Origin of the sequence: Pseudomonas sp. HY2-MNA-CIBAN-0224 (genome assembly GCF_040310285.1) — a bacterium.
GTDB classification, from domain to species: domain Bacteria; phylum Pseudomonadota; class Gammaproteobacteria; order Pseudomonadales; family Pseudomonadaceae; genus Aquipseudomonas; species Aquipseudomonas helleri.
In genome coordinates this window covers 23,201-37,744 of the sequence record NZ_JBEOPQ010000029.1, presented here as the reverse complement: position 1 = coordinate 37,744, position 14,544 = coordinate 23,201, and the positions used below count along the sequence as shown (strand labels likewise).

Genomic DNA, 14,544 nt, shown 5'->3' with positions numbered 1-14,544 from the left:
TCAGGGCGTTTTTCGCATGCTAGCGACTTCACCCCCTGATGAAAAGCGCCATTAGCCCACAGGTTGCAGCTTGCTTTCGCGCTGCAGCATAAAGCCCCAGATGGCCAGCGCCAGGGTCGCGATCACGGCGCCGACCACCACAATGCCGTCCCAGCCATATACCGGATAGGTTTGTGCGCCGATCAACGAACCCAATGCACCGCCAATGAAGTAGCAGGTGATGTACCCGGCGTTCAGTCGATTGCGTGCCGCAGGGCGCACCTGGAACACCGCGTTCTGATTGCTCACGTGCACCAGTTGCACGGCAAAATCCAGCGCCAGCACGCCAATCAGCAGGGCGATCAGCGAGTGACCGGCAAACGCCATCGGCAGCCAGCAAGCCAGCAGTACCAGCAAGCCCACGGTGGTCGCCATTTGCCCGCGGCCCCGGTCGGCCATGCGCCCGGCCCAGTTGGCCGCCACGGCACCCACCGCGCCCGCCAGGCCAAACAGGCCAATCACGCCGTCGGAGTAGTTGTAAGGCGGTACGGCCAGCAGAAACGCCAAGGGTGTCCAGAACAAAGCGAACAGCGAGAACGTCAGCAGGCCGAGCACTGAGCGCAGGCGCAGCACCGGTTCTTCGACAAACAGCTTGAACACCGACCCCAGCAGTTTCGGGTAGCTCAGGCCCGCGCTGTGGTGGTGATTGGGCAAGGCGAAAAACAACGAAATGGCGCTGATAAACATCAAGCCTGCGGCCAGCAGGTAAATACTGCGCCAGTCACCGGCCGAGGACAGCGCCCCGGCCACGGTGCGGGCCAGCAGAATGCCCAGCAGCAAGCCGCTCATCAGCGTGCCGACTACACGGCCACGGCTTTGCGGGTCGGTGAGGCTGGCGGCCATCGGCACCAGCACTTGCGCCGACACCGAAAACATCCCGGTGACCGCCGTGCCGATCAGCAGCCAGGTCAAGGACGGCGCAAAAGCGCTGAGCAACAGGCCGGCCGCGCTGAGCACGGTCATGGTGACGATCAGGCGGCGCTGTTCAAACAGGTCGCCCAGCGGCACCAGCAAAAACAGGCCCGCGCCGTAACTCAATTGCGCCGTGATCACCACGGTGCCGGCGCTTTCCATGCTCAGGCCGAGCTCTTGGGCGATGGTGTGCAGCAGCGGTTGGGCGTAGTAGTTGCTGGCGACCGCAAGGCCGGTGGCAACCGCCATCAGGAGGATAAGGGCAGTGCTTAAAGGTTTAGTGGCAGCAGGTGATTCGGACATTGACTGTCTCTTTGGCAAGAGTGGAATGGCGTGAAGTATCCGGAATGCCTGCGCGAGATGTCACTGAATATGTCGAGAATTTTGATTTTTAAACGACAAAGCCCCGCGTCATGACAACGCGGGGCTTTGGTAACCGTGCTAGCGCTGGATCAGTTGCGGCGGCCCAGCAGCAGGCCGACCACCAGGCCGACACCGGCCGAGATCGCTACGGTTTGCCATGGGTGGCCACCGATATAGTTCTCGGTGGCATCGACCACCGGCTTGCTGCGCTCACGCACGTTGCTGACCGAGTCCAGGGCTTGCTTGAGCTTGAGGCCAACCTGTGCACGCAGGGTTTCGCCTTCTTCGCCTACCAGCGACGCGCTGTCCTTGAGCAGTTTGTCAGATTCGGCGATCAATTCTTGAAGCTCGCTGAATGCTTGATCCTTGATCTGATCTTCAGCGGCTTGTACGGCATTTTTTCGAGCCATTGCGGTACTCCTTGCAGGTGAATGGGGTGATGACTAATGGAGTCAACCCAATGCTAAAAAGTTGCATCGATTTTTCAACGCATTGTGAAGCCGAGGTGTGAGCGTAGTAAAAATCCAGGCTGAGACACTTCTTTTGAGGGTGTAAGATGTCGCCTAATTTACGCAGCAGGAAAATCTCATGAGCTTCAACCTCGCCAATAAGTCACTCGCCGAGCGTGCTGCGCTTGAGGATGAAAAGTCCCGTCTGTACGAACTGTGGCAAAGCAACCTGGGCAAAGCCAAAGGCGATGCAGCCCGCCTGTTTGGGGAGCGCGCCAAACGCAAGGGTAAATGGGCAGAATGGGTCCGTTCAGAGCTGGACGCCATGTCGCCGCCCGAATACGCCAACATGGTGCGCAGTGAAGTCAACCGCCTGATGGCCGCCAAGTAATACGCATGCGCTAATCAACCTCGCAGACAATAAACCCCTGTGCTGCACCGCCGACCTTGATCTGCACCTCATCGTCCACCTGCTTGCCGATCAAGGCCGCGCCCAGCGGTGCACGCGGGGTGATCACGGTAACGCTCTGGCCTTCAAGGGCAAGCTTGAGCCCGGCCGCGTCCGGGGCCAGGAACAGCCACTGTTCACTGCCGTTGTCAGCTTCCAGCTTGACCAGCGCGCCCAACTGAACCCCGTGAGCGGGATCAAACGGCGCCAGGGTCATGGCCTGGCAGTGTTTCAGTGCCTGACGGATTTCCTCGACCCGGCGCGCTTGGCCGGTGGCCAGGTACGAGGCTTCAAGGCCGAGGGTGTCGTATTTGTTTTCGGCGATGTTTTCTTCGTGGGTCGCGGCTTCATAAGCGGTTTGCGCCGCCCGCTGGAGCACGTCGAGGTCGATGGCGAGTTTTTCCAGCATCTGCTGGTACACGGCGGTCTTGTTCATAAAGGCGGCTTGAAGGGAAACGAGCGGCGATTGTCGCCTTGGCCCAAGCCTTCTGTACACGCTGATTTGCGCAGACAATCAGCCCTTTAACTGGTGGAGCCCGGAATGAAAGCCTCCTGGGATATTTTTTGCAGTGTGGTCGATAACTACGGCGACATTGGTGTGACCTGGCGTTTGGCCCGACAACTGGTGGCCGAGCATCAGGTGCCGGTGCGGCTGTGGGTCGATGATTTGCAGGCCTTTGTGCCGCTGTGCCCTGAGGCCGATGCCAGCGCTGCCCAGCAGTGGCAGCAGGGCGTTGACGTGCGTCTGTGGCCCAAGGACTGGCAACCGGTAGAGGCCGCCGACGTGGTGATCGAGGCCTTCGCCTGCACCTTGCCCGACGACTATCTACAGGCCATAAAAGCCCGGCAAACCCCGGTGCTGTGGCTCAACCTCGAATATTTAAGTGCTGAAGACTGGGTCAGTGGTTGCCACGGTCTGGCGTCCCTGCGGCCGGATGGCTTGAAGCGCACGTTCTTCTTTCCGGGCTTTGAAGCCGGGACGGGCGGTTTGCTGCGCGAAGCTGACTTGCTGACCCGACGCCGTGCTTTTGAGCAAGACCCGCACGCCAAGCAGGGCTTTTTGCAAAGCCTGGGCGTTGTGGCGGCGGACAACGCCCGCCTGATCTCCCTGTTTGCCTACGAAAACACCGGGCTGGCCAGTTGGCTGGACGCCATGGCGTCGGGGACTACGGCCATTCACCTGCTCGTGCCGCAAGGGCGAATCATGGGCGACCTGTTGCGTTGGCTTGAAATCGACGCGCTGGCGCTGGGGCGTGTTGAGCAGCGCGGGTCATTGACCGTGCAAGCGTTGCCGTTCGTCCGACAGCAAGATTACGACCGCCTGCTCTGGAGCTGTGACTTCAACGCCGTGCGCGGCGAAGACTCGTTTGTCCGCGCGCAGTGGGCAGGGCGCCCGCTGCTGTGGCACATCTACGAGCAGGAAGAAGACGCGCACTGGATCAAACTCAATGCGTTTCTGGCGCTGTACATCAAAGGCCTGTCGCCCGCTGCCGCGCTAGCCTTTACCGGCCTGTGGCATGCCTGGAATGCCGGCTCAGACATGGCGCCGAGCTGGAATGGCGTGCAGGAACACTGGTCAGAAATCTCCGAACACGCCGAGAAATGGTGTCTGGAGCAGTCATTGCAGGCTGATCTTGCGCAAGCGCTAGTACTGTTTTATAGAAATTGGATATGATACGCGGCCTAGATTTTTGTAAATCTCAATCCAAATTCGGATACTCGTAATGAAAACTGGTAAAGAGCTTAAACCCGGTACAGTGATTCGTATCGACAACGACCCTTGGCTGGTTCAGAAAGCTGAGTTCACCAAGTCTGGTCGTAACAGCGCAATCATGAAGACCAAGCTGAAGAACCTGCTGACTGGTTACAAGACTGAAACCGTATACAGCGCTGACGACAAGCTGGATGACGTGATCCTGGATCGCAAAGAAGCGACCCTGTCCTTCATCAGCGGCGACACCTACACGTTCATGGACACCACTGACTACACCATGTACGAGCTGAACGCTGAAGACATCGAAGCCGTTCTGCCATTCGTTGAAGAAGGCATGACCGACGTTTGCGAAGCCGTATTCTTCGAAGAGCGTCTGGTTTCCGTAGAGCTGCCGACCACTATCGTGCGTCAGGTTGACTACACCGAAGGTTCCGCTCGCGGCGACACTTCGGGCAAGGTGATGAAGCCTGCCAAACTGAAAAACGGCACCGAGCTGAGCGTTGCTGACTTTATCGAAATCGGCGACATGATCGAGATCGATACCCGTGAAGGTGGTTCCTACAAGGGCCGCGCCAAGTAATTCTGGCGTAAACCGCACGATAAAAAACCCGACTTTAACGTCGGGTTTTTTTATTCATGAAATTACGCTTAAGGTGCGGTTTTAAGCTTTGCCCCCTGCCAGTGACTGGTTAGCATGGCCGCTCTGATTGAGGGGCGGTGATGTTTATAGATTTTGCAATGTATACAGCCCTGGGCCTTGCCCTGGGGGCGCTGGGCGGGTTGTTCGGGATCGGTGGCGGCTTGATCGCGATCCCGGTGTTGGGTTTGTGGTTTGGTCTGGACCAGCAAATCGCCCAGGGCACCGCGCTGGTGATGTCGGTCCCGAACGTGTTTCTGGCGCTGTACCGCTACAACCAACGCAACAAAATTGACCTGCGCCAGGCGTTGCCGCTGGTGTTGATGAGTTTTTGTTTTGCCTGGCTGGGCGCAATGCTCGCGGTTGGCGTCGATGCGCGGCTGATTCGCTGGGGCTTTATCGTCTTTTTGCTGTGCATCACCCTGTACAACCTGATCAAGCTCTATAGCTCGCCCGCGCAACCGGTGGCCGGTTCGCGCTATGGCTGGCCCTGGTACGGGGTGCTCGGCGCGTTGGCAGGCACCACGGGCGGGCTGTTTGGGGTCGGCGGTGCGGTGGTCGCGGCCCCGGTGCTGACCAGCGTGTTTGGCACCACGCAAGTGATGGCCCAAGGTTTGTCGCTGGCGCTGGCGGCGCCCAGCACGGCGGTCACATTGCTGACCTACGCGGTGCACGACGAAGTGAGCTGGTTGATGGGCATCCCCATGGCCATCGGCGGCCTGCTGAGCATCAGTTGGGGTGTCAAGGTGGCGCATGCGCTGCCGGAGCGCATGCTGCGGGGAATGTACTGCGCCTTTTTGCTGCTGTGTGCGGCGTTGCTGGCGATTAAAGCTTAAAGCCTTCGACGATGTACTCGGCAAAGCACTCAATGATCGGCGAGGCCGCGCTGTTGTGTTTGCGCAGCAGCACGATGCTGGCAGACGGCAACTGGGGCAGGTTTTCTGCCTCGCCAATGATGCGCAAGTCCGCGGGCAGCAGGCTTTGCAACTGGGCCGTCACCGCTAGCCCGGTGCTCACCACTGCGTTGATCGCCGACAGGCTGGCGCTGGTGTAGGCAATCCGGTACTCGCGCTGCGCCAGGTCCAGAGCATTGCACGCCCAAGTACTGCAAAAACAGTCGGTATTGAACATGGCCAGTGGCATGGGCGTGCGTTCGTGGGGGGCGAAGCCTTCGGCGACCATCCACACAAAGCGCTCCTGACGCAGAATCTGCCCGGTCTCCTTGCCGGGCTCGCGGGTCACAATGGTCAGGTCCAGATCATTGCGCTGTAACAGCAGCACGGATGGCTCGCAATGCACCTCGACGTTGATCAGCGGATAGTCCTGGGCAAAGCGCGACAGGATGCCGGGTAAAAAACGCATGACGTAATCGTCCGGCGAGCCTATTTTCACGGTGCCGACCATTTTTGGCAGGCTCAGCGTATTGAATACTTCACTGTGCAGCTTGAGGATGCGCCGCGCATACCCCAGCAGCACCTGACCTTCTGGCGTGAGGCTGACTGTACGGCCATCGCGCTGGAACAGCGTGCAGTGCAGCACGTCCTCTTCCAGGCGCTTCATTTGCATGCTCACCGCCGATTGCGTGCGATTGACCGCTTCTGCGGCACGGGTAAAACCGCCGTGATCGGCAATCGCAGCGAAAGTGCGCAGCAAGTCAGTGTCGATACTCGGAAAACCGGCCATTCATCAATCTCGCAGATGGGTCGCATAAGAAACATTCGTTGGATTGATCTTATGCCTGGGCAGAGACTTGAGCCATCCCCCAGGAGGTCCAGGTGATGAAAGGTCTAAAAGAAAATACATGGCTGGCGCGCATTGCGCGTTGGTATCAACTGTCCCGCGAGCGCGCGGCGCTGCGGCGAATCAGCGATGCGGGGCTCAAGGATTTGGGCTTGAGCCGGGCAGACATCGAAACCGAAAGCTATCGCCCGTTTTGGGATGATCCGTTGAAGAAGTGAGTTAGAGCAGGGCCTTGTGGGAGCGGGCTTGCTCGCGATGTCATCCACTCGATTTAGCTGAAAAATAGAGTCGTCTGCATCGCGAACAACCTGCCTCGTACGGTTTTTAGCGCTTAACCTGCTTCAAGGTTTCGGCAATCAGGAACGCCAGTTCCAGCGACTGATCGGCGTTCATGCGCGGGTCGCAGTGGGTGTGATAGCGATCTGACAGGCTGTCTTCGGTGATCGGATTGGCGCCGCCAATGCACTCGGTGACGTTTTGCCCGGTCATTTCGATGTGAATCCCGCCGGCGTAGCTGCCTTCGGCTTCGTGGACCTGGAAGAACTGCTTCACTTCGCCAAGGATCTGCGCGAAGTCGCGGGTCTTGTAGCCGCTGCTGGCCTTGATGGTGTTGGCGTGCATCGGGTCGCAACTCCACAGCACTTTTTTGCCCTCGCCTTCGACGGCGCGGATCAGTTGCGGCAAATGGTCGCCGACCTTGTTGGCGCCCATGCGCACGATCAGGTTAAGACGGCCCGGATCGTTGTCGGGGTTGAGGATGTCGATCAGGCGGATCAATTCCTCGGTGTTCATGGTCGGGCCGACCTTGACCCCGATCGGGTTATTCACGCCGCGCAAAAACTCGACGTGGGCACCGTCCAGCTGGCGGGTACGGTCGCCAATCCACAGCATGTGTGCCGAGCAATCGTAGTAATCGTTGGTCAGGCTGTCGCGGCGCACAAAGGCTTCTTCGTAGTTCAGCAACAGCGCTTCATGGGCGGTGAAGAAGCTGGTTTCACGCAGTTGCGGCGAGCTGTCCATGCCGCAGGCGCGCATGAAGGCCAGGGTTTCGTCGATGCGGTCGGCCAGTTGGCTGTACTTTTCTGCCAGCGCCGAGTTGGCGATAAAGTCCAGGTTCCACTTGTGCACCTGGTGCAGGTCGGCAAAACCGCCTTGGGCGAAGGCGCGCAGCAGGTTCAGGGTTGCGGTGGACTGGTGATACGACTGCAACAGGCGCTCTGGATCGGGCACGCGGCTTTTTTCGTCGAAACCGATACCGTTGACGATGTCGCCGCGATACGCCGGCAGCGTGACGCCGTTGATGGTTTCATCGTTGGCCGAGCGCGGCTTGGCGAACTGGCCCGCCATGCGCCCGACTTTGACCACCGGGCAGCCCGCCGCGAAGGTCATGACAATGGCCATTTGCAGCAGCACCTTAAAGGTGTCGCGAATCTTGGCTGCCGAAAACTCTGCAAAACTTTCAGCGCAATCGCCACCCTGCAACAGAAACGCCCGACCTTGGGTGACCTCGGCAAACTGACGGCGCAGTTCGCGGGCTTCTCCGGCAAACACCAGCGGCGGGTAACTCGCCAGGCTTTGCTCGACCCGCAACAAGTGGGCCGCGTCAGGGTAGTGGGGTTGTTGCTGGATCGGCAGGGCGCGCCAGCTGTCAGGGCTCCAGGGTTGGCTCATCGCAGACTCTAGTGTCGAAAGGGGATGGCGCATGTTAGCAGCAATTAGTGCGTGACCTGTTGCGTTGCAATGGCCGACAATCGTGCCTTTGCGCTCGGCATCGAGTGGTGGTTTTTAGCGCGCTGGCCGTGTGTGCCGGGCGCGGCGAGGAGAGGCAATGTCTGAGGAGCGCATAGAGCGCCTGCTCGCTGAAGTCCATGATGACTTCGGCATGATTCGAGTGTTTGAAGTGGAAGACTACCGCTTCCTCGAATTTGGCGATGCGATCGAGCAGAGCTGCGTGTTCACCACGGACCCCAGCTGGCTGGAATACGACTACACCCGCGCCATGCTGATTGGTGCCTTGTGCCATGAAGCGCCAGAGAGCGCCCTGTTTCTGGGGTTGGGTGCCGGGACGCTGACTCAGGCCTGCCTCAAGTTTTTGCCTCTGGAAGACGTCGAAGCCATTGAACTGCGCCCGGATGTACCGCGCCTGGCCATTGAGCACTTGGGGCTGGACGACGACCCGCGGCTGTACATTCGCATTGGCGACGCGGTGGAGCTCTTGCCCAGCGCCGAGCCCGCCGACCTGATTTTCGTCGACCTTTACAACGACCTGGGGCCGGCGCCTGGTCATTTAGCCTGGACGTTCCTGGAAAGCTGCCAGAAAAAACTCCAGCCCAACGGCTGGCTGGTGATCAACCAGTGGGCCACCGACGACGGTAAACCGCTGGGCGCCGCCTTGTTGCGGGGCTTGTTCCATCGTCACTATTGGGAGCTGCCGGTCAAAGAAGGCAACGTCATCTTGCTGGTGCCCGGCGATCTGGATCAGGCGCTCGACATCGGCGCACTGACCGCTCGCGCACAGGCGCTGGCGCCGCGTTTGGGCTATTCGCTCGAAGCGTTGATCAAAGCCATTCGCCCTGCGACCTGAAGCGCCACGGTGAATCGTTTTAGCGACAGGCCCGTAATTGCCGGGCCACGCCCCGTTTTGCGAAGCCCAAATTATCGCAAAAGCCCGGTCTACAGAGGCTTGCAGACGATCGACTGTTAAAAAAGCGCTTTTTTTTTGTGATAAATCCGGTATAGTGCGCGCCGGCCTTTAGCCGGGCCACGTTTAGGTGTTGCACTTCCCGAAGTACGCTTCGGCTGCTCGTCCGTTTCGCGGACTACCCTGAACGCTCCATTCATTTAACGTTTTCGCAAATCCCCGCCGACAAAGCAGCCAGGGCGACTCTTGTAGTCTTACACGGCATGCGCAGCTTTGGAGCATGGGTCTTTGCGGATGCACTTAGAGGCAGACCCATGACCCAGGAAACCGGCGGCTTCGCCGCTTTTGATCTTAACCCGAACATTCTTGCAGCCGTCATCGCGACTGGCTACGAAGAGCCTTCGGCTATTCAGCAGCAATCGATCCCGATCATTTTGGCCGGTCACGACATGATTGGTCAGGCACAAACCGGTACGGGTAAAACCGCCGCCTTTGCCCTGCCTATCCTCAATCGCATCGATCCTGCAAAGCGCGAACCGCAAGCCCTGATCCTGGCGCCAACCCGTGAGTTGGCGCTGCAAGTAGCAACCGCTTTCGAAACCTACGCCAAGCAAATGCCTAGCGTTAACGTTGTGGCCGTTTACGGCGGCGCGCCCATGGGCCCACAACTGAAAGCAATCCGTAATGGCGCGCAAATCGTTGTCGCCACTCCGGGCCGCCTGTGCGACCACCTGCGTCGCGACGAAAAAGTATTGGCGACCGTGAACCACCTGGTTCTCGACGAAGCTGACGAAATGCTCAAGCTGGGCTTCATGGATGACCTTGAGGTGATCTTCAAGGCTTTGCCTGCTACCCGTCAGACCGTATTGTTCTCGGCTACCTTGCCGCAGTCGATCCGTGCCATTGCCGAGCGTCACCTGCGTGACCCGCAGCACGTTAAAATCCAGACCAAGACTCAGACCGTTACCGCGATCGAACAGGCTCACCTGTTGGTTCACGCTGACCAGAAGACTTCGGCTGTATTGAGCCTGCTGGAAGTTGAAGACTTCGACGCGCTGATCATGTTCGTGCGTACCAAGCAAGCTACCCTGGACCTGGCCAGCGCCCTGGAAGCCAAAGGCTACAAAGCCGCTGCGCTGAACGGTGACATTGCCCAGAACCAGCGTGAGCGCGTTATCGACTCCCTCAAAGATGGCCGTCTGGACATCGTTGTGGCGACCGACGTAGCCGCTCGTGGCCTTGACGTTCCGCGTATCACCCACGTGTTCAACGTTGACATGCCTTACGATCCAGAGTCCTACGTTCACCGTATCGGCCGTACTGGCCGTGCCGGTCGCGAAGGTCGTGCACTGTTGCTGGTGACTCCACGTGAGCGCCGCATGCTGCAAGTGATCGAGCGTGTAACCGGTCAAAAGGTTGCTGAGGTCCGCCTGCCGGATGCTCAGGCAGTGCTTGATGCGCGCATCAAGAAACTGACCAACAGCCTGGCGCCACTGGTTGCTGATGCTGAATCGACTCACGGCGACCTGCTGGATCGTCTGACTGCCGATATCGGTTGCAGCCCACGTGCTCTGGCCGCTGCTCTGTTGCGCAAAGCCACCAATGGTCAGGCTCTGACCCTGGCAGCTATCGAGCGTGAGCGCCCACTGGTGCCGAACAGTGCTCCACGTGAGCGTTCGGAGCGCAGTGGCGACCGTCCAGACCGTGGTGATCGCGAGCGTCGTGCTCCGGCTCCATTGGCTGAGGGCCGTGCTCGTTGCCGTACCGCGCTGGGTGCGCGTGATGGTATCGCTGCCAAGAACCTGCTGGGCGCTATCCTCAACGAGGGTGGCCTGGCACGTGAAGCCATCGGTCGCATTCAAGTGCGTGATAGCTTCAGCCTGGTAGAACTGCCGGAAGAAGGCCTGGAAAAACTGCTGGCCAAGCTTAAAGACACTCGTGTCGCTGGCAAGCAGTTGAAGCTGCGTCGCTACCGCGAAGATTAATCACAGCGTGCTGTGATTGATCACTAAAAAAATCCCCGACTGGTTCGGGGATTTTTTTTGCCTGCGGTTAAAGGTGCGATTGATCCCTCGATCAGGGGAGTGGGAGCGGGCTTGCTCGCGATTGGATCGACTAGGTGCAACTGATGTACCGAGTTGTTTGCATCGCGAGCAAGCCCGCTCCCACAGAGGTTTGGCGCATCATTATCCAAACCGGTAGATGTCCATCCCCAGTGCGCCCAAGGTCCAGCCCTGATGCGCAATGCTAAACGGGCCGCCCGCGCCCCGGGCAAAGTACAGCGGCAACAGGTGTTCATCGCTCGGGTGGTTTTTGGCGGCGAACGGCGCCTGTTGCCGGTACTGGTGCAAAGCTGCCACATCGTCGGCGGCGAGCTTTTCAATCATCCAGTCACGAAACGCTTTGGCCCATGGTTCGACGCTTTCCGGGCCCGCCTGCCAGTCCAGCTCGCGCAGGTTGTGGGTGATGCTGCCGGAACCAATGATCAAGATCCCCTCGCTGCGCAAGCTTGCCAGCGCCTGACCCACTTCATGCAAGCCCGCAGGGCCCAGTTGGCTGGGCAGCGACACCTGCACCACGGGAATGTCGGCTGCCGGATACATCAATGACAACGGCACCCAGGCGCCATGGTCGAAAGGGCGTTTGGCATCCAGTTGCGCGGGCAGGCTGTGTGTGGCCAGTAGTTGCACGATCCGTGCGGCCAGCGCGGGATCGCCCGGCGCCGGGTATTGCACAGCGTACAGCGCACGTGGGAAGCCACCAAAGTCATGCCAGGTCTCTGGCGCCGGGTGGCTGGCAACCCGCAGGTCGGCGCTTTCCCAGTGAGCCGAAAGCAGCACGATGGCCTTGGGCTTTGCAAATTGCGCGGCGAGGCGCTTCAAGGCCGGGCCACTTTCACCGGGTTCCAGTGCCAGCATCGGAGAGCCGTGTGAGATGTACAGGCTAGGCAGCATGGTGAGGGTCCTCAAGGTTTGGATGCGCCATCTTCAGCCTGATCATTGATCTAAATCCAATATAAGTTTTAGTGCTTATCTATCGAATTTAAAGGTTGGTTCAGCGCCCTGAAGCAGGCGTGTCGGCAATATCCGAACAGCAGGCACAAAAAAGGGCGACCGAAGTCGCCCTTTTGAGTAAGCCCGTAGCGGTTAGCCGCGACGACGCAGTGCGTCGATACGTTCTTCCAGAGGCGGGTGGCTCATGAACATCCGCGCCAGGCCTTGCTTCAAGCCGCCATTGATACCAAAGGCAGACAAGGTGTCCGGCATGTGCACCGGCAGGCCTTGCTCGGAGCGCAGGCGCTGCAGGGCGCTGATCATGGCGCCAGTCCCGGCCAGATGAGCACCGGCTTCGTCAGCCCGGAACTCGCGTCGGCGCGAGAACCACATCACGATGGCGCTGGCCAGGAAGCCCAGTACCAGCTCCGCGAAAATGGTCGCGACATAGTAGGCAATGCCACGGCCTTCATCGTTCTTGAAGATCACTTTATCGACGAAATTGCCGATGATGCGGGCAAAGAACATCACAAAGGTGTTCACCACGCCTTGCACCAAGGCCAGGGTCACCATGTCGCCATTGGCGACGTGGCCGATTTCGTGAGCCAGTACGGCTTTCACTTCATCGGGCGAAAAACGTTCAAGCAAGCCCTGGCTAACCGCTACCAGCGCATCATTTTTATTCCAGCCGGTGGCAAACGCGTTGGCCTCGTAAGCCGGGAAAATCCCCACTTCAGGCATTTTGATCCCGGCTTCGCGGGACAGTTGTTCAACGGTTTGCATCAGCCATTGTTCGTGGCGTGTACGAGGTTGAGTGATCACCTGGGTGCTGGTGCTCATTTTCGCCATCCATTTGGAAATGAACAGCGAGAACAAAGACCCTGCAAAACCAAAGACCGCACAGAACACCAACAGCTGATTGAGGTTCAGATCAACCCCGTTGGCCGCCATGAACCCGTTAAAGCCGAACAGGCTCAGGGTGATGCTGGCAATCAGCACGACCGCCAGGTTAGTGGCCAAAAACAGCAGAATGCGCATCATGGTTGTAAGAATCTCCTCGTCTTAAGGGTGTTGCCGCATGCGGGTATATAAGGTGCTGCCTCAGGCTATTCAACCAAGTGACTATTTCAAACTGTGTCCTACAGGTCGAATTGAGCGCGGCGCCAGATATTTCCTAATATGAATGGACCCTTTATTCAGGCAAAAGTCAGGCTCAAAGCCAATAAATTAAAGGCCTTGCCAGGTTTTGGGTTTTTCGGGTGTGCAGGAAAAGTCGGGAAAGCTAACAAATGAAGATTCTTTCAGTGGACACATGCTGTGCGACTTTTCATTTGTCGCACAGCATGTTCAGAAATTACTGACGGTAGGTCTTCAGAAAGTTACCGATCCGCCCGATGGCCATGTCCAGTTCGTCAACGCGTGGCAGGGTCACCACACGGAAGTGGTCTGGCCAAGGCCAGTTGAATGCGGTGCCCTGGACCACTAGCAGTTTTTCCGAGAGCAGCAAGTCCAGAACGAACTTTTCGTCGTTAAGGATCGGGCAGACTTTCGGGTCAATGCGTGGGAAAGCGTACAGCGCGCCCATGGGTTTTACGCAACTGACGCCAGGAATGTCGTTAAGCAGTTCCCATGTGCGGTTGCGCTGCTCCAGCAGTCGCCCGTTGGGCAGCACCAGATCATTGATGCTCTGGTAGCCGCCGAGTGCGGTCTGGATGGCGTGCTGGCTGGGCACGTTGGCGCACAGGCGCATGTTGGCCAGCATGTCGATGCCTTCGATGTAGCTCTGGGCGTTTTGCTTGGGGCCGGAGATCGCGATCCAGCCGGAACGAAAGCCTGCCACCCGGTACGATTTGGACAAACCGTTGAAGGTCAGGCAGAGCACGTCCGGTGCGAGCGAAGCGGTGCAAATGTGCACGGCGTCATCGTAGAGGATCTTGTCGTAGATCTCGTCCGAGAACACCACCAGATTGTGTTGGCGTGCCAGTTCGAGCATGCCCAGCAACACTTCCTTGGAGTACACCGCGCCCGTCGGGTTGTTCGGGTTGATGATCACCATGGCTTTGGTGTTCGGGGTGATCTTGGCCTTGATGTCTTCAAGGTCTGGCCACCAGTTGGCTTGCTCGTCGCACAGGTAGTGCACCGGGTGGCCACCGGCCAGAGTTACGGCAGCGGTCCACAGCGGGTAGTCCGGCGCCGGCACCAGCACTTCGTCGCCGTTATTGAGCAGCGCTTGCAGCGACATCACGATCAGCTCGGACACGCCGTTGCCCAGGTAGATGTCTTCAATGCCGACACCTTCGACCTGCTTTTGCTGGTAGTACTGCATCACCGCCTTGCGCGCGCTGAACAGGCCTTTGGAGTCGCTGTAGCCCTGAGCGGTTGGCAGGTTGCGGATAACGTCCTGCAGGATTTCGTCCGGCGCTTCAAAACCAAAAGGTGCCGGGTTGCCGATATTCAGCTTGAGGATGCGTTGGCCTTCCTCTTCCAGACGTTTGGCGTGCTTGAGCACTGGGCCGCGAATGTCATAACAGACGTTGGCGAGCTTGTTTGATTTGCTGACCTGCATGGCGATGGGATCCCGAAAATGAACGATCCAGGCAAGGTGGGC

Annotated in this window: 15 protein-coding genes; 7 read left to right on the top strand and 8 right to left on the bottom strand. The window is 58.8% G+C overall.

The annotated features are described in order from the left end of the window. Positions 1-51: 51 nt before the first annotated feature. Both AAEZ03_RS14720 and AAEZ03_RS14715 read right to left on the bottom strand, forming a co-directional pair. Positions 52-1,254, bottom strand: a complete 1,203-nt coding sequence (locus tag AAEZ03_RS14720; RefSeq protein WP_123750216.1) for an MFS transporter — start codon at positions 1,252-1,254, stop codon at positions 52-54. 149 nt (positions 1,255-1,403) lie between these two features. After that, on the bottom strand, positions 1,404-1,724 hold the full coding sequence (locus AAEZ03_RS14715; RefSeq protein WP_048368752.1) for an ElaB/YgaM/YqjD family protein: 321 nt from the start codon (positions 1,722-1,724) through the stop codon (positions 1,404-1,406). A 178-nt stretch (positions 1,725-1,902) separates the two neighbouring features. Between AAEZ03_RS14715 and AAEZ03_RS14710 the strand changes: the two genes are divergently transcribed. After that, positions 1,903-2,154 carry a hypothetical protein gene (locus AAEZ03_RS14710; protein WP_048368751.1) on the top strand — a complete coding sequence of 84 codons (252 nt, stop codon included), beginning with the start codon at positions 1,903-1,905 and terminating at the stop codon, positions 2,152-2,154. Between the two features lie 10 nt (positions 2,155-2,164). Here the strand turns inward: AAEZ03_RS14710 and AAEZ03_RS14705 are convergent, their stop codons facing one another. Continuing rightward, positions 2,165-2,647 (bottom strand): GreA/GreB family elongation factor, encoded by a 483-nt coding sequence (locus AAEZ03_RS14705; protein ID WP_153390606.1) that lies wholly within the window; start codon positions 2,645-2,647, stop codon positions 2,165-2,167. A gap of 105 nt (positions 2,648-2,752) precedes the next feature. Between AAEZ03_RS14705 and earP the strand changes: the two genes are divergently transcribed. The 3 genes from earP to AAEZ03_RS14690 all read left to right on the top strand — a co-directional run bounded on the left by earP (position 2,753) and on the right by AAEZ03_RS14690 (position 5,398). Then, positions 2,753-3,886 carry an elongation factor P maturation arginine rhamnosyltransferase EarP gene (earP, locus tag AAEZ03_RS14700; protein ID WP_350579559.1) on the top strand — a complete coding sequence of 378 codons (1,134 nt, stop codon included), beginning with the start codon at positions 2,753-2,755 and terminating at the stop codon, positions 3,884-3,886. Positions 3,887-3,935: 49 nt separating this feature from the next. Beyond that, positions 3,936-4,505, top strand: coding sequence for an elongation factor P (locus tag AAEZ03_RS14695; RefSeq protein WP_048368748.1), 570 nt, complete (start codon positions 3,936-3,938; stop codon positions 4,503-4,505). Positions 4,506-4,645: 140 nt separating this feature from the next. Then, the gene (locus AAEZ03_RS14690) at positions 4,646-5,398 is read left to right on the top strand and encodes a sulfite exporter TauE/SafE family protein (RefSeq protein WP_350579556.1); all 753 of its coding nucleotides are present in this window, start codon (positions 4,646-4,648) and stop codon (positions 5,396-5,398) included. Here the strand turns inward: AAEZ03_RS14690 and AAEZ03_RS14685 are convergent. Continuing rightward, complete coding sequence (locus AAEZ03_RS14685; RefSeq protein WP_123750220.1) at positions 5,388-6,245, bottom strand: LysR family transcriptional regulator; 858 nt, start codon at positions 6,243-6,245, stop codon at positions 5,388-5,390. The genes AAEZ03_RS14690 and AAEZ03_RS14685 overlap by 11 nt on opposite strands. Positions 6,246-6,340: 95 nt before the next feature. On the opposite strand from AAEZ03_RS14685, the gene AAEZ03_RS14680 reads away from it, so the two are divergent. Continuing rightward, positions 6,341-6,520, top strand: a complete 180-nt coding sequence (locus tag AAEZ03_RS14680) for a DUF1127 domain-containing protein (RefSeq protein ID WP_350579554.1) — start codon at positions 6,341-6,343, stop codon at positions 6,518-6,520. Positions 6,521-6,626: 106 nt separating this feature from the next. On the opposite strand, the gene AAEZ03_RS14675 is transcribed toward AAEZ03_RS14680, so the two are convergent. Then, positions 6,627-7,973: a class II 3-deoxy-7-phosphoheptulonate synthase gene (locus tag AAEZ03_RS14675; RefSeq protein ID WP_048368744.1), complete on the bottom strand. Its 1,347-nt coding sequence runs from the start codon at positions 7,971-7,973 to the stop codon at positions 6,627-6,629. A gap of 157 nt (positions 7,974-8,130) precedes the next feature. Between AAEZ03_RS14675 and AAEZ03_RS14670 the strand changes: the two genes are divergently transcribed. Together AAEZ03_RS14670 and AAEZ03_RS14665 are read left to right on the top strand one after the other, a co-directional pair. Then, positions 8,131-8,886, top strand: a complete 756-nt coding sequence (locus AAEZ03_RS14670; RefSeq protein ID WP_153334199.1) for a spermidine synthase — start codon at positions 8,131-8,133, stop codon at positions 8,884-8,886. 371 nt (positions 8,887-9,257) lie between these two features. Further along, positions 9,258-10,928, top strand: coding sequence for a DEAD/DEAH box helicase (locus AAEZ03_RS14665; RefSeq protein ID WP_048368742.1), 1,671 nt, complete (start codon positions 9,258-9,260; stop codon positions 10,926-10,928). Between the two features lie 201 nt (positions 10,929-11,129). Here the strand turns inward: AAEZ03_RS14665 and AAEZ03_RS14660 are convergent, their stop codons facing one another. From AAEZ03_RS14660 to AAEZ03_RS14650, 3 genes are all read right to left on the bottom strand, one after another. Next, complete coding sequence (locus tag AAEZ03_RS14660; RefSeq protein WP_350579551.1) at positions 11,130-11,897, bottom strand: DODA-type extradiol aromatic ring-opening family dioxygenase; 768 nt, start codon at positions 11,895-11,897, stop codon at positions 11,130-11,132. Positions 11,898-12,089: 192 nt separating this feature from the next. Beyond that, positions 12,090-12,977 (bottom strand): protease HtpX, encoded by an 888-nt coding sequence (htpX, locus tag AAEZ03_RS14655; RefSeq protein ID WP_048391298.1) that lies wholly within the window; start codon positions 12,975-12,977, stop codon positions 12,090-12,092. Positions 12,978-13,290: 313 nt separating this feature from the next. Further along, complete coding sequence (locus AAEZ03_RS14650; protein ID WP_048368739.1) at positions 13,291-14,502, bottom strand: pyridoxal phosphate-dependent aminotransferase; 1,212 nt, start codon at positions 14,500-14,502, stop codon at positions 13,291-13,293. Positions 14,503-14,544: the final 42 nt, after the last annotated feature.

Coding starts and splice junctions, on each gene's coding strand:
- AAEZ03_RS14680 (WP_350579554.1), top strand. CDS start 6,341: ATGAAAGGTCTAAAAGAAAATACATGGCTGGCGCGCATTGCGCGTTGG.
- AAEZ03_RS14720 (WP_123750216.1), bottom strand. CDS start 1,254: ATGTCCGAATCACCTGCTGCCACTAAACCTTTAAGCACTGCCCTTATC.
- AAEZ03_RS14685 (WP_123750220.1), bottom strand. CDS start 6,245: ATGGCCGGTTTTCCGAGTATCGACACTGACTTGCTGCGCACTTTCGCT.
- AAEZ03_RS14715 (WP_048368752.1), bottom strand. CDS start 1,724: ATGGCTCGAAAAAATGCCGTACAAGCCGCTGAAGATCAGATCAAGGAT.
- AAEZ03_RS14695 (WP_048368748.1), top strand. CDS start 3,936: ATGAAAACTGGTAAAGAGCTTAAACCCGGTACAGTGATTCGTATCGAC.
- AAEZ03_RS14705 (WP_153390606.1), bottom strand. CDS start 2,647: ATGAACAAGACCGCCGTGTACCAGCAGATGCTGGAAAAACTCGCCATC.
- AAEZ03_RS14675 (WP_048368744.1), bottom strand. CDS start 7,973: ATGAGCCAACCCTGGAGCCCTGACAGCTGGCGCGCCCTGCCGATCCAG.
- AAEZ03_RS14710 (WP_048368751.1), top strand. CDS start 1,903: ATGAGCTTCAACCTCGCCAATAAGTCACTCGCCGAGCGTGCTGCGCTT.
- AAEZ03_RS14665 (WP_048368742.1), top strand. CDS start 9,258: ATGACCCAGGAAACCGGCGGCTTCGCCGCTTTTGATCTTAACCCGAAC.
- AAEZ03_RS14690 (WP_350579556.1), top strand. CDS start 4,646: ATGTTTATAGATTTTGCAATGTATACAGCCCTGGGCCTTGCCCTGGGG.
- htpX (WP_048391298.1), bottom strand. CDS start 12,977: ATGATGCGCATTCTGCTGTTTTTGGCCACTAACCTGGCGGTCGTGCTG.
- earP (WP_350579559.1), top strand. CDS start 2,753: ATGAAAGCCTCCTGGGATATTTTTTGCAGTGTGGTCGATAACTACGGC.
- AAEZ03_RS14650 (WP_048368739.1), bottom strand. CDS start 14,502: ATGCAGGTCAGCAAATCAAACAAGCTCGCCAACGTCTGTTATGACATT.
- AAEZ03_RS14660 (WP_350579551.1), bottom strand. CDS start 11,897: ATGCTGCCTAGCCTGTACATCTCACACGGCTCTCCGATGCTGGCACTG.
- AAEZ03_RS14670 (WP_153334199.1), top strand. CDS start 8,131: ATGTCTGAGGAGCGCATAGAGCGCCTGCTCGCTGAAGTCCATGATGAC.